Here is a 26,222-nt window from a genome sequence, read left to right as displayed (position 1 = left end):
ACCCTTCGCACCCTTCGCGAACCCGCTCGCGCCTGATGCACGGCGGCTCGCTGCGCAAGACTGCAGCGTCGTCCACGTCGACCGTCTGGCCGACCGCATTTGCACTTATGTTCGTCGCCAACCTGATCGCGCCCGTCGCATCTGTCGGCCCCGTCGGCCCCCTCGCCGCCTTCGTGCCGAAAGCCGTGCGTCGCTGCCACGGCGACGACGGCGTGCAAGACGACGCGTCCGCCTGCGCGTCGATGTCGCTTCCCGATCAGCCGCCGCCCACGCCGGGCGACATTAACCCCGCCGTTCGTGCCGAACCGATTGATCCACACATGACCCTCAAGGAGCAGTATTCGCCGCTGGACGTGCTCAGATCGATTGGCACCGGCAGCGCCCCGTTCCGGCACTTCGGCGATTCGATCGCTGACATGTATGCGTTGCTGACGGGCAACACCGTCAGTGAACCGATGCGCGAGGAAATTCAGCAGCGCGCTCATCTCGTGGACGTCGCCACGGGTCTGATCCCCGAAGTCGCGTTGCTGCGCCTTCCCTCGGAGGTGGCTGACGCCGTGGCCGACAGCATCGACGGCAAACCCATCACAGCAGACCGCATTATTTCCATTGTGCAAAGCGCCGACCCTCGAGTGATGGCACGTCCGCTCGGCAGTGCCATGCGCCCCGCGCGGCTGAGTCCCGCAGGCAAGAAGGCCGCGCAAGCGACGGTGGAAAAGTCCGGCGTGGCGGCGCCCGTCGTCCGCGTCGTGTCGCCCGAAAAGTCCTTTAACGGCGTCGAGCAAAAGATCACTGCGACCGATCTGGAACGCATGGTCGACCCAGAGAACATCGATGTCCCCCCCGCGCCGGACGCTTCGCTTGGCAGTGTGTCCGAAGAAATGCCCGACTTCTTCATCGCCGGTGAGCAAACGTATCTCGAGGGCTACGCGCAGCAGATCCCCGCAGACCGCCTGCCGTCCGATGGCACAACGCGATTGGTGATCGTCGACGCTCAGCAATACCTGCGCGGGGAGCACGGCTTCTACTTCGCGAGTCGGGCGGCAGGCGGTGATCATTGGCTCGTGGACGCGCCGCGCCGCACGAAGGCACAAGTGCCCGTCACGTACGACCCGCATCTGGATCTGTGGGTCGCCCATGAGCCGCAGCGATTGTGCGGTGGCGGGTGCGGAACCAGTCGCATCGGGACGCCCGACAGCATCGCCCTGAATCGCCACGAAGTCGACGCTGTGCTCAGTCATCTTCGAGACGACGACGCGCAGAACGCCATTCTCGCGGCCTACAACGACGTGTCGCGCATGAAGCTGCTGCGCTCCAACCGGCAGGATCTGCGTCAATATCGCGACTACTCGATCATCCCGAATCGGGAGGCGATCCGCGTCGCGCTCGAGCGCATCCCTCCCGATACGCCGCTTTACGAACAACAAAGACTCGCCGCGGTCATCACAGCGGGCCATTACCGTCTGAATCTGGGCACCGAAGCGTTTTGTCAGGAGAACGCCGAGGTGCTTTTTCACTTTCTGATCGAGAACGGCGTTCACGGCGATTGCATTCGAATGATCACCATTCATCCGACAGGGCGTTTGCCCCACGCATTGGTTCTTTATACGGAATCCGAAGAATTGATCGATGCCCTTGAACTCGCAACGCCCGTGGCATACGAAGGCCCCGGCGCCGACGGCATCTCTGGCGACAACTTCGCCGGGTTCATCATGAATGCGCGCGACTCAACGCTTTTGCTCGATCCCTGGAGCCGGGTGAAGGCGGTCGGCTTTGCGTTATCGAAAGACCCGCAGGAGACAAGGCATGTGCTCGATGCCGCCTTTGCCGACGTCGGCCACCGGCCCGGGGAGGCTTTTCGCGTCTCACTCACGCGTCCACTCGGCCCTCGCCGTACCGGGGCGAGCCGACGAGGGAGTCTGGCCAGTCAGGGAAGTGCCGGAACGGCGTCGAGAACGTCGAGTTCGGGCGGGTCGTCAGGGGCACCGAGTTCGTCAGGCGTGCCGACGTCTCTCGACGCCCCCCAATTGCCGCTTGCGAAGGTGCACGAGGGTGCGGGCGGCACTTGAGCGCCGCGCGTCGGCACAACTTCCGGCGCGCGTTGCACGCGCCGGATTCAAATCACTCAATACGTGTAGACGCCACGTCCCGTCTTGCGCCCCAGATAACCGGCCGCAACCATCTCCTTGAGCAGTGGGCACGGACGATACTTCGAGTCCGCGAACTCCTCAAAGTAGACGTTCATCACCGACAGGCAGACGTCCAGACCGATCATGTCGGCCAGCGCCAGCGGACCGATCGGATGATTGCAACCCAGCTTCATGCCTTCGTCGATCTCTTCGGGCGACGCGAGGTTCTCCGCAAGCACGAAGAACGCTTCGTTGATCATCGGCACCAGAATCCGGTTGACGACGAAGCCCGGCGCGTTCTTCACCGTGATCGGGGACTTACCCAGTTGACGCGCCAGCGCGTCAACGCGCGCATGCGTCTCGTCGCTCGTTTGCAGTCCGCGAATGAGCTCCACGAGGGCCATGAGCGGCACCGGATTGAAGAAGTGCATGCCGATGAACCGGTCGGGATTTGCGACGACGGCCGCCAGCTTCGTGATCGAGATTGACGACGTATTCGACGCGAGGATCGCCCCGTCCTTCACGGCGCCTTCGAGCTGCTTGAGAATCTTGACCTTCAGGTCGAAGTTCTCGGTAGCCGCTTCGATCACGATATCGGCAGTGCCCAGCGCGGCGTAATCGGTGGACGTCGTAATGCGCGCGAGGGCGGCGTCCTTGTCGGCAGCGGTGAGCTTGTCTTTCTTGATCAAACGGTCGAGGCTCCCGGCAATCGTGGCCACGCCCTTTTGCACGGCAGCGTCGCTGATATCGACCATCGTCACCGGCAGTCCGGCCACCGCACAGGCCTGCGCGATACCGTTACCCATCGTGCCAGCGCCAATGATGCCTACGTGTTGAATCGTCATGTCGTCTCTGCTCCGTTTGTGCTTGAAAGGTGGCGGGAAATACCGTCTTGCGCGGTGCACAAATCATAGCGCGGACACGTCGAATCGGTGACACATGAAACCGCTGTGCGGAATGGCCAATGCGATTGACGGGGCGCATGCCGCACACCGACGTCGCTCAAAGAAAAAGGGGCAGACCCTTTCGGTCTGCCCCTTGGCTGATTCCACCGTCACGCGCATGGGATGCGCGCGCGCCGTGGCGTCAGAACTTCATGCGAACGCCGCCACCGAAGGTGTCACCGCCCGACATCGTGCTGACCTTGTCGTTCATGTACGCGGCGTAGATATCGGTACGCTTGGACAGGTTGTAGTCGTAGCCGAGTGCCCACGTCTTGCGGTTGACGTTGCTCGCGCCCGAGCTCTTCGTGTACGCGTACGAAGCGAGCACCTTGCCGTTGCCCAGCGGCACCGACACGCCGAGCTGGCCGCCGTTCTCCGACACACCGCCGCCGGTGATGTTGTTGCGGATGTACTGGTACTGGCCGAAGAACTTCACGACTTGCAGGTCGTACGTCGCGCCCAGTTGCAGCGCTTGCTGGCTGCGAAAGCCCGTGATGCCGGCCATGTCGTCGGGCACCGAGTCGAACTTGACCTGCTGGTAAGCGACGGTCGCCGCGAACGGGCCGTTGAAGTACAGCGCGGAGGCGCTCCACTTGTTTTGCCCGGTTTCACCCGCCTTGTTGCCGAAGGCGTACGAGACCGCGCCCGTCAGCCCCTTGAAGTTCGGCGTGGTGTACATCACGGCGTTGCTCCAGCCGGAGTCGCCCACGACACCCTGACCGGCCTGACCGATGAAGGTGTGAAACACCATCGGGCTGAAGGTGTACGAATCGACGAACGGGTTGAACAGAATCGTCGAGACGAAGTACGACGTGGTCAGACGACCGATCGTGACGGTGCCGGCCGTGTCCGACTGCAAGCCGACGTAGGCGTTGCGCGAGAACATCGAGTCGCCCTGGAAGCGGCCGTACTGACCGTTCTGCGGACGGAAGAAGTCTTCCAGCACGAAGACCGCCTTCAGGCCGCCGCCGAGGTCTTCGTTACCCTTCATGCCCCAGTACGACGTGGACATGCCGCCACCGCCCTGCGTCCAGGCCCGGTCGCTACCCGGGTTCTTGACTGCGCCCACCCAGGCGTCGACCTGACCGTAAAGCGTGACGTTCGATTGTGCGAGTGCCGGCGCGCTCACCGCCCCCATGCACGCGCCCAGAACGAGTGCCCCGCCCATGCCCTTGGCCATACTGCGCTTCATTGACTTCTCCTTGGTTTATGTATTTTGTGTGCCTGCTCCCGCCCTGCACGGGACCCTGCTGGCGCCCTTTCGAGAAGCGCCTCCCTGATAAACGGCCGTGATTCTCGCACAGCCCCGCCGTGCGCAGAAAGACCGGAACGGCAAGGAAAAATGCACCACACGAAGTGGCTGGGAAATGGTGGGGAGACAAAATTCGGACGACCATCCGCGCCACAATTAATCCCGGTATAACGGGATTGATATAACGCGTATATTTCGGGGTTAGCAACCGCTCACATTCGCCGTGAGATGCGCGAATCATGGACATCGCTCAAGGGCGACTCAGGGACGTCTTTGGGGAGGAGAGAGCGCATCCAATGTTGCACATGTGCAACATTCGGTGCAGATCGGGGACGGCTACGCAGGGGTGCTACAGGATTTAGCGGTGGAACTCTGGTGAGGCGTCGGGGGTGCACTCATCGGGTGGGCGGGTGAGCCTCGTGCGGCCGTCTTAGAAGCCGCGGCCCCGGCGTCCGCCGCCTTCATTGCCGCGCTGGCCGCGGGGTTCGCCTTGCGGTGTGTATTGACGCTCACGGGGTTCGGCGGGCGACGCCCAGTTCGGGTAAGCCGCCTGTCCACGCCCCCGGTCCGCGTTGAAACGGCTGATGTCTTCGCGCAGCGACGCCTTGTTCACGTCCAGCATCTCGCGCCCACGCCCGCCATCGGCCCAGGCAGGGTAGGCACACACCAGCAGTAACAGGAAACAACAGCGAAGTCGCGCACTCATTTGGGTTCAGCCACATCTCCCGGCCACTACGGTGGGGCCGGTTGCACGAGGTGTGCCCCGCATCGGCGGATTGCCGATGCGCCATACACCTCATGAATGACTTTACCGGGACAGCCGAATGAGCGTCGACTGAAAAGATGTTAATACGCGATGCGGTCTGCAACCGTTTGTAACTGGGCTAAAACCGGGACGTAACCGGGAGACGAATGCGCTTCGGGCTTGCCGGACAAAGCTCCGCAAACCCAAGCCCGGCGGGCCCGAGGGGGCGACGCCCCGTCGAATCACTTGTCGCCGATCTGCTTTTCCACCGACAGCGAAATCTCACGCACACGGTCGCCGCGCGGCGTCACGAGATCCTGCGCCGTGATGGTGAAATTGACCGGACGCGCGTACTTCCGGCTCGCGCTCTGCCATTCGGCGGGCAGCCCGGCCGGGTTCGTCGTGGTCGTGCGCATCGTGGTCACACCGCGCGTGCAGCGCGCTATGTCGGTCGCGAACTTCTGCGCCTGATTGCGCAAATCCATCGGCGTGATCTTCTGGTAATCCCAGATGCACTCGTAGGTCGGGGCGAGTCCGGTCGCGCGAAACACCTTGCAATCGCCGCCGGGCACCGAATACGTCGCTTGATAGCTCTCGCCGCGCTCATTCTTGGCCACCAGCGGCCCGGAGACGTCTTCAAAGCCGGTTTGAGCGCTCTTGGCCAGCATCAGAATGCCTTCGCACTGGTCGGCGGCGAAGGCCGACTGTGCGGCACATACGCATGCCAGCAAAGCCCATCGTTGAAAAGAGTTCGTTGCCATTATTGGAATGTCTGACTGGGGTATGGCGCGTTAGTGGTCGCCGGGGGTGACCGGGTCATGCGGGCGTGGACCACTTTCGATATCGCCTGGAATGGTGACATTAGAACGCAAAGTGCGCGCGGACGAAACCACGGTGACACGGGAAAACTTGCGCCAATTCGAGTTCGGAAGTGCCTGATAGTTCGCATCGTGGATTGACGGCGCGCTCATCCAAAAAGCCGATTGGCACGCGGCGCACGCGACCTATACTCAAAGCGCAGTCAAACTGCATAGGCACGGCCGGGGACCGATGGTGGTCCGATGCATGACGGCAATGCCCTTCGGTGCCAAGTCTCCTTGGCCCATACCATGCCGCGCCGGTACACGCGGCTGGCGATGCCCCGATGGGGCCTCAACCGGCGGCTTAGCCCGCCGGTTTCCATTTGTGCTAACGCTTCTGCGTTGGCACTCATGCCGACGGATTAAGCGAAAGTGCGGATTTCGCCACGCGTGCCGGTCTGCAACTATCGAATCACAAGACCAATATTTACCGGGCACTCACCTTCGGGAAGTCAACGGAGCGTTTGTGTACACCAATGGTTACGGCACGCCGCACCTGATCGACTTCGTTCGCGGTCATGGCGGCACGCTCGCGCACGTGCTGGGTGCGCTCGGTAAATTTCGCCATCGACACGGCCATTGGCCGTCGCGTCTGTTTCTCTATCCCGAAACACTTGCTGCGCTGGTGCAGGACCTCACGCCGCTGGGCTTCTACCGTGTTCAGCAGCGGCTCGACGTCATCGCCGATCTCGAGCGCGATCTGTTTTGCGGGGACGATTGCGGCAACGTCGCAATCTACCGCGTACAGGTGGCGTCGGATCCGGCTGAAGTCGATGCTGCGGCCATCTGGCTGGGTCTGATGCTCCCTGAAGCGTTGCAAACGGACGGTCGACCTCGCCCCTCCGCCACGCCCGCACCGCCACGCTGACGACGGCACTCGCATTGTCGGCCGCTGTCACAGGAATATCGTGATTCGCGGCTAGTCTGGCCTGCCGCCGGTGACCGACGCATGACACTGGCGGGATCTCGGACCGCTTTTTCGGCGATTTTTTCAGCGCATTTTTCAGATGACTCAGACGATTTGACTGCGCCGGACACTTGCCTGCGCACCTCTGAACCTCCGCACTCTTTTACGCCGGAGAGATGTCATGAACCGACTCGCGATCGTTCTGGATGGACTGATGCTGCTCTACCTGGCGGCAGCAACCGTTGTGGGCGTGCAATCGAGCGCCGCCGACGGGCACGAACTGCTGACCAGCGTGCTGGGCGTGCTGCTCGCCCTCTGCGTGCTCGCCGTCATTGCGGCCCCGTTTTACGTCTCACTGGTCGTGCTCGTCGCACAATCCGAGCGGCACTTGAAACTCGCGGCGTGGCTGCATCGTGTGCTGCTGACGCTCATGGTCGCGCTCACGCTCGTCTCGCTGCTCGCGCGCGACACCATCGAGGTCTCCGCACCGCTGTTCGTGCTCGTCGCGCTGGTGTGCGTCGTGAACCTCGTCGCGCTGTCGAGACGACGCACGCACTTCGAGACGTTCCATCTGTTTGAGCATTGAGACGGAGGGCGTGGCCGTGGGTATGGTGTTGGCGTCGGCATTGTCGCAAGCCCGCATGGCAGTCGACGAACGTCGATGCGCACGACGGTGCCGCACGTCGATTTGCGAGCGGCGCGCAGGCGATGCTAGACTGCGCAGCATGAATCGCTGGCGCAAACTCCTCGTGCTGTTGCTGTTGTGCGTGACCATGCCGCTACAGGCCATGGCCGCGCTACGCACGCATTGCCCGCCGGGAACGCCTGCGGCTTCGATGCAGCGCATGCCCGTTGCGACACTCGACGCCATGCCAACCATGGCGATGCATCACGCGTCGATGCCCGGCGACCCCCTGTACGGCATGCACCATCACGGCGACGAAAACGCGGCGACAGTCACGGTCAGCGATACGCACGACGCCACGCATGCGTCATCACAGACGTCGCACAATCAACACGCCAGTTGCTCTGCCTGCGCAGCTTGCGTCGTCTGCACAGCCCTGCCGCAAAGCGTCGTGATGCGCGTGCCGGACGCACAGCCGTCTGCCGCCATTCCGTTCCTTCGCACGTCGGCCACCAGCGCCATCGTTGCCGTCCTCGAACGTCCCCCCAAAGCCCTCGCCATCTGACGGCTTCGCATCGCGACCTGTGTCGCTGCGGCATCGCCTGATGCCTGCACGCGCGCCCGGTCGATTCCCAGCCGTCGTCGTTCCCCCGTCAGACTGATTTACGAACTACCTCGTGACTGGCACGGCTACGCCTGATCTGCCTGTTGCCGTCGATGTGTCGGTTGCGGTCGCTGCCGTTGAGGCGACTGCCGCTTCCGTCACATTCGTCACTCACGTCGTAAGTCCGTCTGCCCCATGAACATGCGGTGCCGTGCCGTACGCGCTGCCTTCCGAGGCGCGTGTCCACGCCCGGCATCGCCAGATCGACGAGTCTTTCGATGATGTTTCTTTCCTTTCGACGGCACGCCTTGTGTGTGCCCGTCGCGCTATCGCTGTGGGGCGCGAGCTCGCTAGGCGCCGTCGCCGCAGAACCGGCGACACCCATGGTCGCCTCCGACGATCCCGCGTCTCCCGACGCCCCCGCCGGACCACTGCCCGCCGACGTGCTGAGCGACTTCGTCCGGCCCGCGCTATCCGTCGCGACAAGCGACTGGCGCATGGTGAACGCCAGCGTTTCGGGCATGTCCGGGATGTCCGGGATGTCCGGTTCGGGTCATGACATGCCGAGCCACAGCGGGCATGCCATGAATCCGCCCGCCAGGACAGGCCACGAAGCAATGGGACACGCCATGCCGACGGCCCCTTCGTCCGCCCCGGTGACACCGGGCCACGAAAACATGGGACACGCCATGCCGATGACGTCGCCTCCCGGCGTGTCCGTCGATCCGCACGCCGGTCATGGCGGACAAGGAGGGCTGCAATGACGAGCGCTCATTTGTCGCCCATGACAGCGACAGTCTCCACGTCTCTCACACGCGGCGCCACAGCATTCCGGCCGCATCGTCGCGCTGCAGATACGGCCCGTCGCACACGTCGATCGCCGCTGGTCCTCGCCGCGATTGCGACGCTGGTACTGTCCGGTTGCGCAACGTTTAGCGACGACGGCGGTTTCACCTCGGTTGCCGACACTGCGCAACAACGCCTCGGCAAATCAGCCGTCTGGGCTCGCGACGACGCCGCAGCACAAGCGCTCGCCAAACAGCGCGACGACTTGCTGGCTCACCCGATCGATATCGACACCGCCGTCCAGCTCACGCTGCTCAACCATCGCGGCTTGCAGGCGACGTATGCGGAACTCGGCATCGCCGAAGCGTCGCTCGTTCAGGCGGGACGTCTGCCCAATCCCCGCTTCTCCTTTCAGCGCGTGCAAGGCGGTGGCGATGTCAGCATCGAACGCACATGGGGCATCGACTTCGTCCGTGTCCTCACGATGCCGCTCGCTTCGCGTGTAGAGGCGCGTCGGTTCGCGCAGGTGCAGGCGCAGGTGACGCAAGCCATCGTCGAACAAGCGACGCTCACGCGCCGCGCATGGATCGACGCCGTTGCCGCACAGGAGCGCGTGCAGATCCTTGAGCAGACGACCCTCGCCACACAAGCTGCCAGCGAACTCGCCGACGGCATGGCGCGTGCAGGCAACTTCAGTGCGATGCGGCGCACGCAGGAGAACCTTGTCTACGCCGATACGGCCGCGCGTCTCGCACGCGCCCGCGAGCAGGCCAACGCCGCACGCGAACAGCTCGCACGGCAAATGGGCCTCTGGGGTCAGCAACTGAGCTTCACGTTGCCGCAACGTCTGCCCGCCTTACCCGCACCTCGTCCTGCATGGCCCGACGCCGAAGCGCAGGCCCTGCGCGAACGTGCCGACGTGCGTGCCGCACGGGCTGCGCTCGATGCCACCGCGAGCGACCTCGGCCTGACCCGCGTCACACGCTTCGTCAACGTACTGGATACGGCATATCGCAATAACAGCGCTACCGGTAGCCCAAGCGAGCGCGGCTACGAAATCTCGCTGGAAGTGCCGCTATTCGACTGGGGTTCGACACGCATCGCCGGTGCCGAAGCGCGCTATCGCCAAAGCGTCGACCGTCTCGCCGATACGGCCGTTGCCGCGCGCGCGGACGTTCGCACACGTCGCGCGCAGACACTCGCTGCGTGGGACATCGCCGAGCATTACCGCACGACTATCCTCCCGATGCGTCAGCGCGTGTCCGACGAATGGTTGCTGCGATACAACGGCATGCTCGCCAGTGTCTTCGACTTGCTGACGGACGCGCGCGAGCAACGCGACGCGGTCCTTGGCTACATCGACGCGACGTCCGATTACTGGCTGGCCGATGCAGCGTTTCGCGAGAGCCTTGGCGGCGGGACGCCTGAAGCATCGGCATCGCCCTCGCCGACGGAAGCTTCCGCGCCGGTCGCATCGTCCTCGTCTGCCGCGCCATCTGCACCATCTGCACCATCTGCACCATCTGCGCCAGCCACACCGTCTGCCCCCGCGCAGCCTGCTTCATCTCACCCGTCTCACCAACACGGAGGTGGCGAATGACTTCGCGCCGACGATTCCTGCGTGACGCCAGCCTCGCCGTCGTGGGCGCTGCCGCTGTCGAACGCACCAGCCTCGCAGCACTGCCGGACGCCGCCACTCGCAGCGACGCCACCACCGCCAAACCGCTCGCTCCGCCCAACGGACGCCCCTACCGCCCCGTCGTCACGCTCAACGGCTGGACGCTCCCCTGGCGCATGCGCAACGGCGTCAAGGAATTCCACCTGATCGCCGAACCCGTAGTGCGTGAAATCGCGCCCGGCATGCAGGCCAACCTCTGGGGCTACAACGGCCAGAGTCCGGGGCCGACCATCGAGGTCGTCGAGGGCGACCGTGTGCGTCTGTACGTGACGAACAAGCTGCCGGAGGCCACGAGCGTGCACTGGCACGGCCAGCGTCTGCCCAACGGCATGGACGGCGTCGCCGGTCTCAACCAGCGCGCTATCGCACCGGGCCAGACATACGTCTACGAGTTCGAAGCGAAACGTCCCGGCACGTTTATGTACCACCCGCACGCCGACGAAATGATGCAGATGGCCATGGGCCTCATGGGATTCTGGGTCACGCATCCGAAGGACCCGTCGTTCATGCCGGTCGATCGCGACTACGTATTCCTCATCAATGCCTACGCCATCGACCCTGGCACGCGCACACCACGCGTCAACGAGATGACGGACTTCAATCTCTGGACGTGGAACAGTCGCGCGTTTCCGGGCATCGATCCGCTGGTGGCGCGTCGGGGGGACCGGGTGCGCATCCGCATCGGCAACCTCACGATGACGAATCACCCGATTCATCTGCACGGACACGAGTTCAAGGTCACAGGCACCGACGGCGGCTGGGTACCGCCCACCGCGCAATGGCAGGAAGTCACCACCGACGTGGCCGTCGGGCAGATGCGCGCCATCGAGTTCGACGCCACCGAACCCGGCGACTGGGCCTTCCACTGTCACAAGTCGCACCACACGATGAACCCGATGGGTCACGACGTGCCGACCATGCTCGGCGTGAATCAGCGTGAGATCGCGAAAAAGGTCACCCGCATCATTCCCGACTACATGGCGATGGGCGAAACCGGCGCGTCGATGAACGGCATGGAAATGCCGATTCCGGAAAACACGCTGCCGATGATGACGGGCACCGGGCCCTACGGCCCCATCGAAATGGGCGGCATGTTCACCACCCTCAAAGTGCGGCAAGACTTGCCGCGCGACAGCTATCGCGATCCCGGCTGGTATCGCGCGCCTCGCGGCACCGTCGCAAGTCCGTGGCAAGGCAGCACTTCAGCGTTACCCTCTACCCATCGCCCGCCCGCAAGCGCAGGCAAAACCGGAGTCAAATCATGATTCGTCCGCACCTCATTTCGCACTTCAGCCGCTCGGTCGCAGCCCCGCTCGCCCTGGGCGCTGCCACGCTCCTGCTCAGTCTGCCCGCGATGGCCGACGACCCGCACGCCATGCACATGCAGCACGGCCACAGCAGCGAGGCGGCCGCGATCGGTGAACCCGGCGACGACGCGCAGGCCACCCGCACAGTCGATGTCGACATGCGCGACACCATGCGCTTCTCACCGGCCACGCTGACCGTAAAGCGTGGCGACACGGTGCGCTTCGTTGTCACCAACAACGGCAAGATCCGTCACGAACTGACGCTGGGCACTGCTGCATCGCTCGCCGAACACGCGAAGATGATGCAGCAGATGCCGGGCATGACTCACGCCGAGCCGAATGCGGTGACGGTCGAGCCCGGTCAGCGCAAGACGCTGGTGTGGCACTTCACGCAAGCCGGAACGGTGGATTTCGCGTGCCTTGAGCCGGGGCACTTCGAAGCGGGCATGCGAGGGGTTGTGAACGTTCGCTAAAGCACGGTGAGAAGCGACGGCAGGCGACGGCAAGTCGCCTCGTCAGTCGTCGCTTCGAACGAGGCCGCCGCTGAGCGCTTCGGTGGCGTCGGCCTCGAACGCTTCAACGTCGCGCACCTTGAGCCGCAGGCGCAAGGTGACGGCGTCGTCGTAAGCGGCGTCGAGCACCTCAGCGGCGTGACGCTCGGCTAATCGGCGCAACGTCGCCTCGTGGGCAAACGAACAGCGGTAACGCGGTTCGATCGTCGGCTCGACGGCGGTGAGCGTTGCGAGCTTTAGCGCTTCGCTCACCGCTTGTCCGTACGCGCGCGTCAGCCCGCCCGCGCCCAGCTTGATCCCGCCGTAGTAACGCACCACGACCGCGAACACATTCGCCAGCCCCTTGTGCATGAGGACGTTGTACATCGGCTTGGCGGCGGTGCCTCCCGGCTCGCCGTCGTCGTCGAATCCCGACGCGCCCTCACACAACAGCACCCAGCAGTAATGCGTGGCATTCGGATAACGCACCCGCAGTGCGTCCAGTTCACGCATCGCCGCTTCGCGCGATGCCACAGGCATGACGATGCCGATAAACCGGCTTTTTCTGATCTCCAGCTCGGTCTCGACCGGTGCTGCCAAAGCGTACATACGACGGTATTCCCCTTACAGCGTGACCTCGCCACGCGCGATTTCGATCACATTGCCGCCCACGCGAATCTCGCGGTCCGCCGTCACTTCGAGCGTCAGACGGCACGCACGCTCGATGGCGTCGCCCTGCGACACGCGCGCGCGCACAGGCAACGGATAGCCCTGCCCGATCAGCCAGCCGCCCAGATTGGCGCATGCCGAACCCGTGCCCGGATCTTCGCTGACACCCCCGCCCTGCGTGGTAAAGAAGTAACGCGCCGTGACCTGCAGCTCGTTGCCTTGGCGGTCGTCGATGGAGAACACGTATCCGGTCTTGCGCTCAAGGCTCGAGAGCGGCCAGCGCTCCAGCTTGGCACTGTCGGGCTGAGCGCGTGCAACAGCGTCGGCGTCGCGCACCGGAATCAGCAACTGATCCGCGCCGGTATCGACCCACTGCGGCGATTGCGCCAGATCGTCACGGCTCAGGCGCACGAGCGCTGCGATATCCGAATCCGCTTCGGTGGCTTTTTGGATTTTCGGCTCGCCCGACGACGGTGCGGTCAGCGTCCAGTGATCCCCTTGCGCCTGCACGGGCACCAGACCGGCGGCGAACTGCAGCGTGACGTTATCGCCCAGGCCGCGCAGGGAACGCAGCACGTGCGCGGTACCTAGCGTCGGATGACCCGCGAAACGCATTTCGTAGCCGGGGGTGAAGATGCGCACATGAGCGTCGGCCGTGTCCGAGGGAAGAATGAACGTTGTCTCGGACAGATTGAACTGACGCGCCAGCAATCGCATCTCGTCGTCGCTCATGCCGCGGGCGTCTTCGAACACGCACAGCGGGTTACCGCCGAACGTGGATTCGGCGAAGACGTTGACGATACGGAATGCGTAACTGCGACTCATGGCGATGCTCCAGTAAGAGGTAGATCGTGACGAAATCGAACATTTGCACGGCCGCCCATGCTTCGTGAGCGCGGGCCGCCGCCGGACGGCCGGTCGTCTGGCCTTTCGAAAGAAGGCTCGTAGTCTCGCACATCGCGCCGCAGCACGGGCGACACACGCGGTACTCACGCCCACTTTCGGTGTTTTGTACCCCGTTCGATCAGAATCGTCCGATCTCCGGGCCGAAAACACGCCGGATCGGCCGCCATCAATTGACAACTAAATTGAGACAATAATTCTCAAATCAGATGGATTGTGGTTCTCGCTGGGGACTCTAAAATGTCATTCATCGAGGCCAACACAGCCTCACAACTTAACGAAGAAGTGACAGGAGCCCATCATGCTGGACATCAGAAAAGCTGCAGACCGAGGCGTTGCCAACCATGGCTGGCTGAACTCGCACCACACGTTTTCGTTCGCGAATTACTACGATCCTAAGCAAGTCGGCTTCTCCGACCTGCTGGTGATCAACGACGACCGCGTGGCGCCGGCTCAGGGCTTCGGCAAGCACCCGCACCGCGACATGGAGATCTTTTCGTACGTGCTCGAAGGCGCGCTCGAACACAAGGACACCATGGGCACCGGTTCCGTGATCGAGCCGGGCGACGTGCAGTTGATGAGCGCAGGGCGTGGCGTGGCGCACAGTGAGTTCAACCACTCGAAGACCGATTCGGTGCACTTCCTGCAAATCTGGATCGTGCCGAACCAGACGGGCATCGCGCCGGAGTATCAGCAACAACGCTTTACGGCGGAAGAAAAGCGCGGCCAGTTGCGCAAGATCATCTCGCCGGACGGCAGCGACAACTCGCTGCACATCCATCAGGATACGCGCGTGTATGCCGGGCTGTTTGACGGTGATGAATCGGCCACGCTGACGCTCGCGCCGAACCGCTACGCCTACGTGCACGTTGCACGCGGTAGTGTGAGCCTGAACGGTGTGGCGCTGGGTGAAGGGGACGGGGTGCGAGTGCGCGATGAGACGGCACTTACGCTCTCCGGTGGCAACGACGCCGAAGTGCTTGTGTTCGACCTGCGTCCGGTGGAAACGCCTGACTTTTAAGCGGCAATCCGCCCGGGTCGGCAACAGTGGTCGTGGCGTACGGGCAGCTTCCCGCCGTGCGCCACACCTCGGACACCGCCTTCCCTCGGTGTCCACGCGACCGGTACCTCACGGTGCCGGTCGCATCTTTTTTTAACGTCGACGAATGCGAACGCGCGTCGACGAGCACGCGTGCTTCATGCCTCGCGCATGGAGAGCGAGCAGGCGTCCCCACGCGCATCGCGACTGACGCTCACGCGCGACAGCCCCACGAGATGCGGCGCGAGTGCGCGCCAGATGAACGCACAGAGATTCTCAAGCGTTGCAGGACCGAGTCCGGCGACATCGTCCAGGAGACGATGATCGAGCCGTTCGCTCACGCGCGTGAGCGCTGCATCGAGCTGTGCCAGATCGAGCACCATGCCCGACTCGCCCATCGGCGCACCCGTGACTTCCACCGTCGCCCGGTAGCTGTGGCCGTGGATGCGACGACTCGCGTCCATGCTCGGCGGGTCGATGTCGCGGCGGTTCAGCGTGTGCGCCGCTTCGAACACAAAACTGCGCGACAAGGTGAACTGCGCTCGCGTCTCGGTGCTGGCATGTGCGCGCGCATGCCGGTCTGACGGTTCAGGCGTTCGCTTCAGCGCGCGCTGGCGCGCCGCTACCGGCTTCTGCGCATGGGTACGACTCATTCGCTCACGCCTCGTCGGCCATTTCCAGCGGCAGAGCGTGTTCGTCGTCGCGCCACGCCTTGTCGCCCTGCGAGAGTTCGACGGCGCTCAGGCGGCAATCCCGGAATGCCTTCTCGATGGCGTCGCGATCCAGATCGCGCCCGATGAACACCACTTCGTTGATACGGTCGCCCCACGGCGCTTCCCAGTTCGATTCGATGGCCGTGCGTTGCGGATCGCCGACAGGCGGCCACAAGTCAGGATCGGCCGCAGCCCACCATTGGCCGACCGACTCCAGCGTCGCCGTATTACCCGCACGCGAATACGCGAGCGCCCATGCCGGACGGTTTGCCGCCCAGACATAACCCTTCGCGCGAATCAGTCCGTCGAACGGCATCGACATGAACGCCGCGAAACGCGCGGGATGCATCGGTTCGCGCTGACGCAGCACGAAGCTCGTCACACCAAACGTGTCTGCTTCGGAATCGTGCTCGCCCACGAGCGCTTGCGCCCAACCGGCCATCTGCTCCGCGCGCGCAGGGTCGAACAGCCCCGTGCCCAACACTTCGTTCAGCGGCACTTGTCCGCGCTCGCCCAGCACGATTTTGGCCGACGGATTGAGGCCCGTGATGAGTGCCTTGACGGCGTCGAGTTGCAACGCGTCCACGCAATCCACTTTGCTCACCACGACCACGTCGGCGAACTCGATCTGCTCGGTCAGCAGCTCCGCGAGACGGCGCTCGTCCTCCTCGCCCGCGACCTCCCCGCGTTGCGCCAGCGTGTCCAGCCCGTTGAAGTCCTTCAGTACGTGCAGCGCGTCGACGACAGTCACCATCGTGTCCAGACGCGCAATGTCGGCAAGCGACTGTCCCGCTTCGTCGCGGAATTCGAACGTGGCGGCCACAGGCATCGGTTCGGCAATGCCCGTCGATTCGATCAGCAGATAGTCGAAGCGACCGTCCTGCGCGAGTTCGCGCACGGCGATCAGCAAGTCCTCGCGCAACGTGCAGCAGATGCAGCCGTTGCTCATCTCGACGAGGCGCTCTTCCGTGCGCGAGAGGGCCGCGCCGGCGTTGCTTGCACCACGCTCGACGAACGACGCGTCGATGTTGACTTCGCTCATGTCGTTGACGAGGACCGCCACGCGCAAGCCCTCGCGATTGCGCAGCACGTGATTGAGTAGCGTGGTTTTACCGGCACCGAGGAATCCGGAAAGGACAGTGACGGGCAGACGGCGATCGGCGCCGGTTTGGGGAAGAGGGTGAGTCATGACAACAAAGTCCTGTGGTCTTGTGGGGCAGGCGTTCTCCCGAAGGATGCGCGCCGACGTCGCCCCACTGGAGGCGGGTGGCGCCGCACCGGTGCCTGGGTTGACCGGTACGGGCAAGCGTGACGCCGCTGGCGCGCGCCGTCGGGGGGACCGGCGCAGCGTCGCGCTATCGCAGGCGCGTCAGCGCGCATTCGTGGCGATGCCAGCCATTCACCGGACATCGCGTGGCCAACGCATCGGCCGATTAAATGCAACAGAGTTGCAATATGGCGCGATGATACGGCGAGCTCTCCTTTTTTGCAACTCAGTTGCACATAACCCACAGGTTTGCGTCGGGACATCAGACTGCGCTCCCGCTTTGGAAACGGCGCGACACGATGCCGCGCAAGGCATCCGGCGGTGGAACCGGCGGGCCGCTGCGCCTGTCTGCAAGGTCTGCGATACTGCGCGAGCGGCGCGCTTCACGCGCCATTGCCTCCTGACGGCGGCCTCACGCAGTTCGACAAACCTCGCGTGCCGCCGCTGTCGGGTGGCCGCATTGTTTTCGTCTCTTTAGCCAAATTCGATATGCGCACTTCCAAAATCGCTTCCTTCGCTGTTCAGGCCCGTCACGCAACCGGCGCGCTGCGTCGTGCGACGCAGGGTCTCACCGTTGCAGCCGTCATCGGTCTGGCCAGCCTTTCTCAGGGAGTCTGGGCGCACGCGCACATCGCTTCGAGCGACCCTGCTGCGCAGGCCACCGTCGAGGCGCCGAAGTTGGTGCGTGTAACGTTCGACTCGGCGCTCGAAGGCGCGCTCTCGAAGCTCACCGTCGTCGACGCCAAGGGCAACGCCGTCACGCAGGCGAAGCCTGAACTCGATGCCGCCCGCAAGACCCTCACACTCCCCGTCCCGACACTCGCCGCCGGGGAATATCAGGCGAATTGGGTGGCCGTGGCGAGCGACGGTCACCGCACCCAGGGCAGCTTCAAGTTCACCGTGAAGTGATGCCGGCAGATCTGGCCGCCGGCACCTGGCAGCCCGCCACGGCGGGCTTGCTGAATCTTGCGCTGGCGCTGGCGCTCGGCGTGTTGCTGCTGCGCAGTCCGCACGCGGTGCGCAGTGGCCTCACGCGACGCGTGCTGCCTGCGTTCGCAGCCGGATTGGCCGTGCTCGCCTGGATCGCCTATGTGCTGGCAAGCACCGAGGCAATGACAGGGGGCGACTGGGAAGATTCGTCGGCGATGTTCAGCGACGTTTGGGTCGTGCTTACGCAGACGCATTTCGGCCGCGCGCAGTGGGTGGCCGGGATCGGTGCGGCGCTGCTGTGCGCGGGCGCATGGGCATGGTACGAAGCGCGGCGGCGTCTGCGTGCCGTCATGCCGATAGCCGACGATCCGCGCGACCGGCATCACCGTCGCGAGCATCTTCAGGAACGTTATGGCCGGTGGGTCTATGCCGCCGGTGCCGTGATTCTTGCGCTGGCGCGCGCGAGCACGGGACATGCGGCGGATGCGTCCATGCCGTGGCTCGCCATCGGCGTGCATACGCTGCACGTGGCGGCAGCGGCATCGTGGACGGGCGTGGTGCTGGTCGCCGGATGTGTGATCCCGGGCTGGCGTCACTGGCCCGTCGGGGCACGTGCCGCCTACGGCGAACGGTTGTCGTCGGTCGCCACGCTGGCGATGCTCGTCGCACTCGTTACCGGCGCGTTCAACGCGTGGCGCACGCTCGGTGAGAATGCAACGCTCTGGTTCAGCGATCAGAATGCTGCATATCTGGCGTGGCTGGTCACGAAGTTGGTCCTCGTCGCGTGTGCGGCGTTGCTGGGCGCGTGGAACCGCTGGCACTTTCTGCCGCGTCTGGCGCTCGACACCGGCGACACGACGCTCGATACGAGCGCCTTCGCGCGCGTGGTCGCGATCGAAGCCCTCGTGCTGGTGATGGTGATGAGTTTCGCCGCGAAGCTCGGCACGACCATGCCGCCGGGCGTCTGACGAAGAACTTCGAATTCGATAGCAAGAAACGGAGCGCAGCATCGCGACCGTCTCCCTAGACTGAAAGCCAGTCATCAGCTCTCGGGAGACCCTTGTGATGCACTTCTACCCTATGACCGCCAAACGTCCGTCACCCAAGCACCGCGACCCGCAGGACAACGACGCCTCGCCCGGCACATCGTCGAATATGGCGGATTTGGCGGATACGCGCACGGGTCCGCAAACGTCCCGCTACGCCACCGACGACGCCAAATGGGCTGCCGTCGTGGCGCGCGACAAGCAGGCGGACGGCGAATTCTTCTATTCCGTGCGCACGACTGGCGTGTTTTGCCGTCCGTCGTGCGGTGCGCGGCTGGCTCGCCGCGAAAACGTCGCTTTCCACACCGATATGGCCGCGGCCGAGCGCGCAGGCTTTCGTCCCTGCAAACGCTGCAAGCCCGATCAGGGCGCGCTCGACGCGCGCCATGCCGCGCTGGTGACGGCCGCCTGCCGCCGTATCGAGGCAGCCGAGGTGCCGCCGTCGCTCGAAACGCTTGCGGCGGAAGCCGGACTCAGCCCGCACTACTTTCACCGGCTCTTTCGCTCGGTGACGGGGGTCACGCCACGTGGCTATGCGAGCGCCCGCCGCGCCGAGCGCGTGCGCGATGCGTTGCCCGAGGCGCAGAGCGTGACGTCGGCCTTCTACGACGCTGGCTTCAACTCCAACGGCCGCTTCTACGCCCATGCCGACGCACTGCTCGGCATGAAACCTGCAGCCTTCCGCGCAGGCGGCAAGGCCGAGTCGATCCGCTTCGCCGTCGCGCAGTGCTCGCTCGGTGCACTGCTCGTGGCTGCGACTTCGCGCGGCCTGTGCGCGATTTCGCTGGGTGACGATCCGGACGCGCTCGTGCGTGAGTTGCAGGATCGCTTCCCCAAGGCGGAGCTCGTCGGCGCAGATGCCGAATTCGAGCGATGGGTCGCGCAGGTGGTCGGATTCGTCGAATCGCCGCACATTGGCCTGTCGTTGCCGCTCGACGTTCGCGGCACCGCGTTCCAGCAGCGCGTGTGGCAAGCGCTGCGCGAAGTGCCCGCCGGGCAGACGGCGAGCTACGCCCAGATCGCCGAGCGCATCGGCTCGCCGCGTGCCGTGCGCGCCGTGGCGCAGGCGTGTGCGTCCAACACGCTCGCCGTGGCGATTCCGTGTCACCGGATCGTGCGCAACGACGGCGCGCTGTCGGGCTACCGCTGGGGCGTAGAGCGCAAGCGCGCATTGCTCGTGCACGAGCAAGAGGAACGTGGCGACCGACACAACAGCGACAATCGTTCTGCCAAGGTGAAGCTGTGAGCGCTCGCGTCACGTCGCTCGACTGGGCCGCGCTGGAAGACGAACTGAACGCTTTCGGCGCGGCGCGCATTCCGAACCTGCTGGATGTCGACGAGTGCGCGAGCCTGTGCGCCATGTACGGGCAGACGAACGCACGCACCGGCACCGCTCCGACGTCCGAACGTTTTCGCAGCCGGATCGTGATGGCGCGTCACGGCTTCGGGCAAGGCGAGTACCAGTACTTCGCCTACCCGCTGCCGTCGCTCGTCGCCGAATTACGCGAAGCGTTCTATGCGCCGCTGCGTGACATTGCGCACCGCTGGTACAAGGTCATGGGAATCGACACACGCTATCCGCCGACGCATCGCGACTACCTCGCGCAATGCCACGACGCAGGTCAGCGCCGCCCGACACCCTTGCTTTTGCGTTACGAGGCAGGCGACTACAATTGCCTGCATCAGGATCTCTATGGGGAGCATGTCTTCCCGTTGCAGGTGGCGATTCTGCTGTCGCAACCCGGCAAGGACTTCACCGGTGGCGAGTTCGTGCTGACGGAGCAACGTCCGCGTATGCAGTCGCGTGCCGAAGTGGTGCCGCTCACGCGTGGCGACGCGGTCGTCTTCGCCGTACATCACCGCCCGGTGAACGGCACACGCGGCGTCTATCGCGTGAACATGCGGCACGGCGTGAGCCGCGTGCGCAGCGGTCATCGCCACACGCTCGGTGTGATCCTGCACGACGCCACCTGACATCCTCCGGCCCCCACGACATTGCCATGACGTTCGACCTCTTCGGCAACGATGCCGACGACGACACCACCAACGCGCGCCACGCCGACGAACTCGGCCCGGGCGCGTTCGTGCTGCGCGGCTTTGCACGTTCGCGTCTCGCGACGCTGCAAACGGATATCGATGCGGTGATTGCGCAGGCCCCTTTGCGTCACTGGTTGACGCCGGGCGGCAAACGAATGTCGGTCGCCATGACCAACTGCGGTGACGTGGGGTGGATCAGCGACAAGATGGGCTATCGGTACGGCACGCACGATCCGCTCTCGAAACAGCCGTGGCCTGCGATGCCCGCTTCGTTCGTCTCACTGGCGAGCGACGCTTCCGAGGCCGCCGGATATCGCAACTTCTCGCCCGACGCGTGCCTCATCAACCGCTATACGCTCGACGCGCGACTGACTTTGCATCAGGATCGCGACGAACGCGAGCTGGGTGCGCCTATCGTGTCCGTCTCGCTGGGCTTGCCCGCTGTCTTCCTCTGGGGCGGCCTGCAACGAGGAGACCGCACGCGGCGCGTGCGGCTGGAGCCGGGCGACGTCGTCGTCTGGGGTGGTCCCTCGCGACTCGTCTATCACGGCATTGCGAGCGTCGAAGGCAGCTTCGACGCGCAAGCCGTGCGGTACAACCTCACCTTCCGGCAGGCGCGCTAATCGCCGTGAGCGTCAGCGTCACCTGCCTCAGGCGTTTCCTCGGACCTTTCAATAACCGACCGTGAAACGCGCACGCGGGTGCTGGTTCTTTTCAAGCTCGTCGACCAGCGCAATCGCGTAGTCTTCCATCGAGATCCAGCTCTTGCCGTTCGCGTCGACGAGCAATCCGTCGCCACCGATGCGGAACTTGCCCGTGCGCTCGCCCGGTTCGAACAGTGCCGACGGCGACAGGAACGTCCAGTTCAGCGACGAATCCTTCGGCTCGGCGCGCAGCACTTCCAGAAACACGCGACCGGCGCTCGCTTCGGGCTTGTAGGCGTCCGGGAATTCCGGCGTATCGATGAGCGCCTTGCCCGGCGCGATCTCGAGACTGCCCGCACCGCCGACCACCAGCAGACGCGGCACGCCTGCACGCTTCACAGCGTCGACGAGTTTGGCGGCGTCCATCGAGACGAAGCGACCAGCGCTGATCACAGCGTCGTGACCGGCGAGCAGCGGGGCGAGCGACGAGGGATCGGCGGCATCGCCCTTGACCGCAGTGAGACCTTTCTCAGCTTCGACGCGCTCCGGATTCCGGGCGATGCCCGTGACCGTGTGACCACGTTGCAGCAGTTCTTCGGCGACGCGCGTTCCGACGCGGCCAGTAATTCCAATCAGTGCGACTTTCATCAGGATGCTCCTGGGGATTAGGGGGATGACTTGCGGGTGAAATTCGGGTGACTAGTGAGACTTAGTGAGACGCTGCGAGACTCAGATTGCGCAGCCGTCGGGACCGCATTGCGGCAATGCGCCAGCGTCGCCAACGGCGGCGGGCTGCGCCGCCAGCAGGCGCTCGCGAAGCGCATCGCGCCACGCGTCGGGCTGACCGAGATAGCGGCCGGGTTCGAGCCGTTCCATCTGGCCGTCGATCTCCAGCGCGAATGTCGGGAAGCCGCTGCCGCCCATGCGCGTGAGCCACGCGCGGCTGTCACGGAAGTGCTGCATGAGCGTGTTGGTGTCTTGTGCGTCGAACGCTTTGCCAAAGGCCTCGCGATCCAGCCCGAGGTCCGCAGCGAGATCGACGAGCACGTCGCGATCGGCGATGCGTTTGCCGTCGACGTAGTGCGCGCGCTGCACGGCGGCGAACATGTCGAGACCGCGTTGCGCGAGCGATTCCGCCGCCAGCACGGCCGCCGTGGGCGGTGCGGAATCGAACACGGCGGTGCCGTCGCGCAGCAGGCCTTCGAAGTAGGCATCGCCGAACGGCTGGCCCGTCAGCGCTGCGATCCGGTGATCGTGCGGCATGACGTAGTTGCGCAACTGCGGTGTGACGGGCTGGGCGTTCGGACCGGCCATCATGCCGCCGCCGTGAAACGCGACGTCGAGACCAGCCACGTCGCGCGCGGCACGCACGAGGGGCGCGGCGGCGTAGCACCAGCCGCACAGCGGGTCGGCGATGTAATGCAACGTGGCTTGATGGGCGGTTTGCGGTGCGGCTGAAGTCATGGCGGGGTTCCTGTGTATTGCAGCGCGGCGTCCGGGACCATTGCAGAACGCAGAGAGGACGATTGTGCGCTTTCCATGATTGCCATCGTAGTCGCGCCACTCGCGCAAAAAAAGCCCATAATGGCGATCACTTTGTTGCACCGATCGAGCAAATCATGGACCGTCTGACGGCGATGCGGGTCTTTACGGAAGTGGCCGAGCGCGGCTCGCTGACGGCGGCGGCGCAGCGGCTCGATATGTCGCGTGCGATGGTCTCGCGCTACCTCGCCGAACTCGAAGCGTGGCTCGGCACCCGCCTGCTGCATCGGACGACCCGCGCCGTGAGCCTCACCGACGCGGGTAACGACGCCCTGCCGCGGTGCCGCGAAATGCTCGGCATCGCCGACGATCTGGCGTGTGCGTCGAACGCGGACAGCACGCCGCGCGGCTTGTTGCGCGTCGCGTGCAGCACGTCGCTCGGGCAGGCGTTTCTGGCGGCGGCGGTGACGCGCTTCATCGTGAAGCATCCGGGCGTGGCGATCGATCTCGTCGTCGCGGACCGCACTGTCGATCTGGTCGACGAGCGCATCGACCTCGCCATTCGCGTGACGACGGAGCCGTCTCCCGGCCTCATCGCCCGCAAGCTCGCGACGTGTCATTCCGTCATCTGCGCCGCGCCGTCCTATCTGCAACGTCATGGCACGCCGATGCGCGCCGAAGACCTCGCGCTGCACAACTGTCTGACATACACCTACTTCGGCAAGAGCCTCTGGCAATTCACGCACGACGGTGTGCCGCTCGGCGTACCGGTGGGCGGCAATCTGTCGGCCAATGAGGTGAACGTGGTGTTCGCCGCGACGCTCGCCGGCGCAGGCATCTCGATGCAGCCGGTCTACTCGGCACTGCCACATCTGCGAGATGGCTCGCTCGTCGCGCTGCTGCCCGACTACGTGCCGCGCGAAATGACCGTCTACGGCGTGTACATCTCGCGCAAGCAGATGCCCAGCGCCCTGCGCGCACTGCTTGACGATCTGGTCGAGCAATTCCAGACCGGACTTTTTCAGGACACGGGCTATCCCGGACATCGGGCTGCCTAGTCGATCCGAACGCGCCGCTTTTGCGCCCGTCGGTGCGCTCATCGTCTCATTAAGGTTCGGCGCGATCTGCAGGCGCCACCGTTCCCACTTGTTTCACACTGCGTGACGCATCGACGATGTCACCGAAATGTCACATTCCCCGCGTAAAACCGTCGCTTGCCCCGCCCGCCCGGGCAAGCCGACACGTTAAGGTTCCGTAGTTACCTGCGGCCCCTGCCCGTCAGTCCTTGCCGACCGGTCGCGGGCGCTCACGCGCGCCCCACTGCCCGACACGTCAAACAAGGACATCATGACGCACGACACCACGCCCCAGCCGCACGATCCGGCGCTCGACGCCACTTCGGCCGACCTCTCGCACGACGACGATCCGACGAACCCGCAGCGCCGCCGCATTCTGCAAGGCCTGGCCGCCATCGGCGCCGCCGGTGCCGCAGGCGCTTCGCTCAGTGGCTGCGCGACCGAAGGCGGTGCCGCGGCACCCACTGCGGTGGCTCCGGGCGGCACGTTCGACGCTCAGCTCAAGGCCAATGTGAAGACGGTCGTCGTGATCTATCTCGAGAACCGCAGCTTCAACAACCTGTTCGCCGACTTCCCCGGCATTGAAAAACCACTGTCGAAGGTGAACGCATCGAGCTACACGCAGCTCGATCGCGACGGCAAGACGCCGATGTCGCTGCTCCCGCCGGTGTTCGACGGTCTGGTGCCGCGCGCACAGATGATCGGTGGCAAGAAGTACCACATCACCGAGAAGGACATCGCGCGCGCGCCGAACGCTCCGTTCATGCTCAAGGACGCCGAAGGCAAGCTGCTGCCGGAGTCGGTCATCACGCGCGACCTGTGGCATCTGTTCTGGCAGAACCAGATGCAGATCAACGACGGCGCGAACAACCAGTTCGCCGCCTGGGCGGACTCGGGCGGTCTGGTGATGGGCTACTACGGCGACACGGCCAGGACGCTCGATCTGTACAAGATCGCGCAGCAGTACACGATGTGCGACAACTTCTTCATGGCGGCCTTCGGCGGCTCGTTCCTGAACCACCAGTTCCTCGTGACGGCACGCCCGCCGATGTATCCGAACGCCGCGCAGAGTCCTGCCAAGGACAAGATCGCCGTGCTGGCCGACGGCCCGCAGGGTGTACGTCTCGCCGTGGCGCCCGACTCGCCCGCGTCTGCCGCCGACGGCAAGCCGAAGTTCGTGCGCGACGGCGCCATCACGCCGGACAACTTCGCCGTGAACACGATGATGCCTGCGTATCAGCCCTCGCCGATCAAGCCCGCCGCGTCGGGTGACAAGCGTCTGGCCGATCCGTCGAACCCGGCGACGCTGCCGCCGCAGAACTACGCCACCATCGGCGACCTGCTGTCGACGAAGGGGGTGTCGTGGGCGTGGTATGCGGGCGCATGGCAATCGGCGCTTGACCATAAGGGCGGCGCGGACAAGCCGAACTTCCAGTACCACCATCAGCCGTTCAACTACTTCGCCCAGTTCGCACCGGGCACGGCGGCGCGCGAAGAACACCTGCGCGATGGCGGTGAAGGCGACAGCCCGATCTCGAACAAATTCATCGCCGACGCGATTGCGGGCAAGCTACCCGCCGTCACGTTCTACAAGCCGCAGGGCAACCTGAATCAGCACGCCGGTTATTCGGACGTGGAGTCCGGCGACCAGCACGTGGCGAACGTGCTTGCGCACCTGATGAAGTCGCCGCAGTGGAACAACATGGTGGTCGTGATCACGTATGACGAGAACGGCGGCTGGTGGGATCACGTGGCGCCCCCGAAGGGCGACCGCTGGGGTCCGGGCTCGCGCATTCCGGCCATCGTAGTGTCGCCGTTCGCCAAGCGCGGCAATGTCGATCACACGTTCTACGACACCACGTCGATCCTGCGTTTCGTCACGCGTCTGCACGATCTGCCGACGCTCGAAGGCATCGCCTATCGCAACGCGGCCTTTGCGGCACGCGGCACGAACCCGCCGGGCGATCTGACGAAGACGCTGAACTTTGCGTAATCGGCTCAGACGTCAGAGATGAAGAAAAGGGCACCTCCGGGTGCCCTTTTTTCGGTGCCGACGCGCGCGGCGTGGTAGCGACGCCCACTCCCCCT

General features: G+C 64.6%; 26 protein-coding genes. 16 read left to right on the top strand and 10 right to left on the bottom strand.

The window, feature by feature from the left end; all coding sequences use genetic code 11:
- Window positions 1-107: 107 nt before the first annotated feature.
- The gene (locus tag NA29_RS01870) at window positions 108-2,069 is read left to right on the top strand and encodes a hypothetical protein (protein ID WP_157127336.1); all 1,962 of its coding nucleotides are present in this window, start codon (window positions 108-110) and stop codon (window positions 2,067-2,069) included.
- Between the two features lie 56 nt (window positions 2,070-2,125).
- Here the strand turns inward: NA29_RS01870 and NA29_RS01865 are convergent, their stop codons facing one another.
- From NA29_RS01865 to NA29_RS01850, 4 genes are all read right to left on the bottom strand, one after another.
- Entirely contained in the window at window positions 2,126-2,974 is an 849-nt protein-coding gene (locus NA29_RS01865; protein WP_039395110.1) for a 3-hydroxybutyryl-CoA dehydrogenase, read from the bottom strand.
- Between the two features lie 241 nt (window positions 2,975-3,215).
- A complete protein-coding gene (locus NA29_RS01860; RefSeq protein WP_039395107.1) occupies window positions 3,216-4,265 on the bottom strand; it encodes a porin in 1,050 nt (349 codons plus the stop codon).
- 490 nt (window positions 4,266-4,755) lie between these two features.
- Complete coding sequence (locus NA29_RS01855; RefSeq protein ID WP_039395103.1) at window positions 4,756-5,031, bottom strand: hypothetical protein; 276 nt, start codon at window positions 5,029-5,031, stop codon at window positions 4,756-4,758.
- Window positions 5,032-5,312: 281 nt separating this feature from the next.
- Window positions 5,313-5,831 carry a hypothetical protein gene (locus tag NA29_RS01850; RefSeq protein WP_039395100.1) on the bottom strand — a complete coding sequence of 173 codons (519 nt, stop codon included), beginning with the start codon at window positions 5,829-5,831 and terminating at the stop codon, window positions 5,313-5,315.
- A gap of 565 nt (window positions 5,832-6,396) precedes the next feature.
- Between NA29_RS01850 and NA29_RS01845 the strand changes: the two genes are divergently transcribed.
- The 7 genes from NA29_RS01845 (at window position 6,397) to NA29_RS01815 (ending at window position 12,310) form a co-directional block, all read left to right on the top strand.
- A complete protein-coding gene (locus tag NA29_RS01845) occupies window positions 6,397-6,798 on the top strand; it encodes a hypothetical protein (protein WP_039395097.1) in 402 nt (133 codons plus the stop codon).
- 220 nt (window positions 6,799-7,018) lie between these two features.
- The gene (locus NA29_RS01840; RefSeq protein WP_039395094.1) at window positions 7,019-7,423 is read left to right on the top strand and encodes a hypothetical protein; all 405 of its coding nucleotides are present in this window, start codon (window positions 7,019-7,021) and stop codon (window positions 7,421-7,423) included.
- Window positions 7,424-7,562: 139 nt separating this feature from the next.
- A complete protein-coding gene (locus NA29_RS01835) occupies window positions 7,563-8,027 on the top strand; it encodes a hypothetical protein (protein ID WP_150777158.1) in 465 nt (154 codons plus the stop codon).
- A gap of 317 nt (window positions 8,028-8,344) precedes the next feature.
- A complete protein-coding gene (locus tag NA29_RS25630) occupies window positions 8,345-8,830 on the top strand; it encodes a hypothetical protein (RefSeq protein WP_039395085.1) in 486 nt (161 codons plus the stop codon).
- Complete coding sequence (locus NA29_RS01825) at window positions 8,827-10,452, top strand: TolC family protein (RefSeq protein ID WP_231965119.1); 1,626 nt, start codon at window positions 8,827-8,829, stop codon at window positions 10,450-10,452. The genes NA29_RS25630 and NA29_RS01825 overlap by 4 nt, the downstream gene beginning before the upstream one ends.
- Window positions 10,449-11,795: a multicopper oxidase family protein gene (locus NA29_RS01820; RefSeq protein ID WP_039395083.1), complete on the top strand. Its 1,347-nt coding sequence runs from the start codon at window positions 10,449-10,451 to the stop codon at window positions 11,793-11,795. The genes NA29_RS01825 and NA29_RS01820 overlap by 4 nt, the downstream gene beginning before the upstream one ends.
- The gene (locus tag NA29_RS01815) at window positions 11,792-12,310 is read left to right on the top strand and encodes a cupredoxin domain-containing protein (RefSeq protein WP_084103381.1); all 519 of its coding nucleotides are present in this window, start codon (window positions 11,792-11,794) and stop codon (window positions 12,308-12,310) included. Before NA29_RS01820 ends, NA29_RS01815 begins: the two co-directional genes overlap by 4 nt.
- A gap of 42 nt (window positions 12,311-12,352) precedes the next feature.
- On the opposite strand, the gene NA29_RS01810 is transcribed toward NA29_RS01815, so the two are convergent.
- Window positions 12,353-12,937 (bottom strand): IMPACT family protein, encoded by a 585-nt coding sequence (locus NA29_RS01810; RefSeq protein ID WP_039395081.1) that lies wholly within the window; start codon window positions 12,935-12,937, stop codon window positions 12,353-12,355.
- 15 nt (window positions 12,938-12,952) lie between these two features.
- Window positions 12,953-13,822 (bottom strand): PhzF family phenazine biosynthesis protein, encoded by an 870-nt coding sequence (locus NA29_RS01805; RefSeq protein WP_039395079.1) that lies wholly within the window; start codon window positions 13,820-13,822, stop codon window positions 12,953-12,955.
- Window positions 13,823-14,201: 379 nt separating this feature from the next.
- Between NA29_RS01805 and NA29_RS01800 the strand changes: the two genes are divergently transcribed.
- The gene (locus tag NA29_RS01800; RefSeq protein ID WP_039395077.1) at window positions 14,202-14,921 is read left to right on the top strand and encodes a pirin family protein; all 720 of its coding nucleotides are present in this window, start codon (window positions 14,202-14,204) and stop codon (window positions 14,919-14,921) included.
- Between the two features lie 176 nt (window positions 14,922-15,097).
- Here NA29_RS01800 and NA29_RS01795 read toward each other — a convergent pair whose 3' ends face one another.
- Together NA29_RS01795 and NA29_RS01790 are read right to left on the bottom strand one after the other, a co-directional pair.
- Window positions 15,098-15,592, bottom strand: coding sequence for a 6-pyruvoyl trahydropterin synthase family protein (locus NA29_RS01795; RefSeq protein WP_084103368.1), 495 nt, complete (start codon window positions 15,590-15,592; stop codon window positions 15,098-15,100).
- Between the two features lie 4 nt (window positions 15,593-15,596).
- Complete coding sequence (locus NA29_RS01790) at window positions 15,597-16,841, bottom strand: GTP-binding protein (RefSeq protein WP_039395075.1); 1,245 nt, start codon at window positions 16,839-16,841, stop codon at window positions 15,597-15,599.
- Between the two features lie 567 nt (window positions 16,842-17,408).
- Here NA29_RS01790 and NA29_RS01785 point away from each other — a divergent pair.
- From NA29_RS01785 to alkB, 5 genes are all read left to right on the top strand, one after another.
- Entirely contained in the window at window positions 17,409-17,828 is a 420-nt protein-coding gene (locus NA29_RS01785) for a copper resistance CopC family protein (protein ID WP_084104135.1), read from the top strand.
- The gene (locus tag NA29_RS01780) at window positions 17,828-18,817 is read left to right on the top strand and encodes a CopD family protein (RefSeq protein WP_039395072.1); all 990 of its coding nucleotides are present in this window, start codon (window positions 17,828-17,830) and stop codon (window positions 18,815-18,817) included. The genes NA29_RS01785 and NA29_RS01780 overlap by 1 nt, the downstream gene beginning before the upstream one ends.
- A gap of 187 nt (window positions 18,818-19,004) precedes the next feature.
- The gene (ada, locus tag NA29_RS01775) at window positions 19,005-20,141 is read left to right on the top strand and encodes a bifunctional DNA-binding transcriptional regulator/O6-methylguanine-DNA methyltransferase Ada (RefSeq protein ID WP_052253159.1); all 1,137 of its coding nucleotides are present in this window, start codon (window positions 19,005-19,007) and stop codon (window positions 20,139-20,141) included.
- Window positions 20,138-20,869: a 2OG-Fe(II) oxygenase gene (locus NA29_RS01770; protein ID WP_039395071.1), complete on the top strand. Its 732-nt coding sequence runs from the start codon at window positions 20,138-20,140 to the stop codon at window positions 20,867-20,869. Before ada ends, NA29_RS01770 begins: the two co-directional genes overlap by 4 nt.
- A 26-nt stretch (window positions 20,870-20,895) precedes the next feature.
- Window positions 20,896-21,555 carry a DNA oxidative demethylase AlkB gene (alkB, locus tag NA29_RS01765; protein WP_039395070.1) on the top strand — a complete coding sequence of 220 codons (660 nt, stop codon included), beginning with the start codon at window positions 20,896-20,898 and terminating at the stop codon, window positions 21,553-21,555.
- A 48-nt stretch (window positions 21,556-21,603) separates the two neighbouring features.
- Here the strand turns inward: alkB and NA29_RS01760 are convergent, their stop codons facing one another.
- Together NA29_RS01760 and NA29_RS01755 are read right to left on the bottom strand one after the other, a co-directional pair.
- Entirely contained in the window at window positions 21,604-22,224 is a 621-nt protein-coding gene (locus tag NA29_RS01760) for an NAD(P)-dependent oxidoreductase (protein WP_039395068.1), read from the bottom strand.
- An 81-nt stretch (window positions 22,225-22,305) separates the two neighbouring features.
- Window positions 22,306-23,040 (bottom strand): DsbA family protein, encoded by a 735-nt coding sequence (locus NA29_RS01755; protein ID WP_052252440.1) that lies wholly within the window; start codon window positions 23,038-23,040, stop codon window positions 22,306-22,308.
- 155 nt (window positions 23,041-23,195) lie between these two features.
- Between NA29_RS01755 and NA29_RS01750 the strand changes: the two genes are divergently transcribed.
- Window positions 23,196-24,116, top strand: a complete 921-nt coding sequence (locus tag NA29_RS01750) for a LysR family transcriptional regulator (protein ID WP_039395066.1) — start codon at window positions 23,196-23,198, stop codon at window positions 24,114-24,116.
- Window positions 24,117-24,405: 289 nt separating this feature from the next.
- Window positions 24,406-26,127, top strand: coding sequence for an acid phosphatase (locus NA29_RS01745; protein WP_039395063.1), 1,722 nt, complete (start codon window positions 24,406-24,408; stop codon window positions 26,125-26,127).
- Window positions 26,128-26,222 lie beyond the last annotated feature (95 nt).

The sequence above is a fragment of the Pandoraea sputorum genome (assembly GCF_000814845.2).
Lineage (GTDB): Bacteria > Pseudomonadota > Gammaproteobacteria > Burkholderiales > Burkholderiaceae > Pandoraea > Pandoraea sputorum.
This window is presented reverse-complemented; position numbering and strand designations above follow the sequence as displayed.

Excerpts from the sequence above, each read along its gene's own strand:
- NA29_RS01870 (WP_157127336.1), top strand. The coding sequence starts at position 108 with ATGTTCGTCGCCAACCTGATCGCGCCCGTCGCATCTGTCGGCCCCGTC.
- NA29_RS01865 (WP_039395110.1), bottom strand. The coding sequence starts at position 2,974 with ATGACGATTCAACACGTAGGCATCATTGGCGCTGGCACGATGGGTAAC.
- NA29_RS01860 (WP_039395107.1), bottom strand. The coding sequence starts at position 4,265 with ATGAAGCGCAGTATGGCCAAGGGCATGGGCGGGGCACTCGTTCTGGGC.
- NA29_RS01855 (WP_039395103.1), bottom strand. The coding sequence starts at position 5,031 with ATGAGTGCGCGACTTCGCTGTTGTTTCCTGTTACTGCTGGTGTGTGCC.
- NA29_RS01850 (WP_039395100.1), bottom strand. The coding sequence starts at position 5,831 with ATGGCAACGAACTCTTTTCAACGATGGGCTTTGCTGGCATGCGTATGT.
- NA29_RS01840 (WP_039395094.1), top strand. The coding sequence starts at position 7,019 with ATGAACCGACTCGCGATCGTTCTGGATGGACTGATGCTGCTCTACCTG.
- NA29_RS01835 (WP_150777158.1), top strand. The coding sequence starts at position 7,563 with ATGAATCGCTGGCGCAAACTCCTCGTGCTGTTGCTGTTGTGCGTGACC.
- NA29_RS25630 (WP_039395085.1), top strand. The coding sequence starts at position 8,345 with ATGATGTTTCTTTCCTTTCGACGGCACGCCTTGTGTGTGCCCGTCGCG.
- NA29_RS01825 (WP_231965119.1), top strand. The coding sequence starts at position 8,827 with ATGACGAGCGCTCATTTGTCGCCCATGACAGCGACAGTCTCCACGTCT.
- NA29_RS01820 (WP_039395083.1), top strand. The coding sequence starts at position 10,449 with ATGACTTCGCGCCGACGATTCCTGCGTGACGCCAGCCTCGCCGTCGTG.
- NA29_RS01815 (WP_084103381.1), top strand. The coding sequence starts at position 11,792 with ATGATTCGTCCGCACCTCATTTCGCACTTCAGCCGCTCGGTCGCAGCC.
- NA29_RS01810 (WP_039395081.1), bottom strand. The coding sequence starts at position 12,937 with ATGTACGCTTTGGCAGCACCGGTCGAGACCGAGCTGGAGATCAGAAAA.
- NA29_RS01805 (WP_039395079.1), bottom strand. The coding sequence starts at position 13,822 with ATGAGTCGCAGTTACGCATTCCGTATCGTCAACGTCTTCGCCGAATCC.
- NA29_RS01800 (WP_039395077.1), top strand. The coding sequence starts at position 14,202 with ATGCTGGACATCAGAAAAGCTGCAGACCGAGGCGTTGCCAACCATGGC.
- NA29_RS01795 (WP_084103368.1), bottom strand. The coding sequence starts at position 15,592 with ATGAGTCGTACCCATGCGCAGAAGCCGGTAGCGGCGCGCCAGCGCGCG.
- NA29_RS01790 (WP_039395075.1), bottom strand. The coding sequence starts at position 16,841 with ATGACTCACCCTCTTCCCCAAACCGGCGCCGATCGCCGTCTGCCCGTC.
- NA29_RS01785 (WP_084104135.1), top strand. The coding sequence starts at position 17,409 with ATGCGCACTTCCAAAATCGCTTCCTTCGCTGTTCAGGCCCGTCACGCA.
- NA29_RS01780 (WP_039395072.1), top strand. The coding sequence starts at position 17,828 with ATGCCGGCAGATCTGGCCGCCGGCACCTGGCAGCCCGCCACGGCGGGC.
- ada (WP_052253159.1), top strand. The coding sequence starts at position 19,005 with ATGGCGGATTTGGCGGATACGCGCACGGGTCCGCAAACGTCCCGCTAC.
- alkB (WP_039395070.1), top strand. The coding sequence starts at position 20,896 with ATGACGTTCGACCTCTTCGGCAACGATGCCGACGACGACACCACCAAC.
- NA29_RS01760 (WP_039395068.1), bottom strand. The coding sequence starts at position 22,224 with ATGAAAGTCGCACTGATTGGAATTACTGGCCGCGTCGGAACGCGCGTC.
- NA29_RS01755 (WP_052252440.1), bottom strand. The coding sequence starts at position 23,040 with ATGACTTCAGCCGCACCGCAAACCGCCCATCAAGCCACGTTGCATTAC.
- NA29_RS01750 (WP_039395066.1), top strand. The coding sequence starts at position 23,196 with ATGGACCGTCTGACGGCGATGCGGGTCTTTACGGAAGTGGCCGAGCGC.
- NA29_RS01745 (WP_039395063.1), top strand. The coding sequence starts at position 24,406 with ATGACGCACGACACCACGCCCCAGCCGCACGATCCGGCGCTCGACGCC.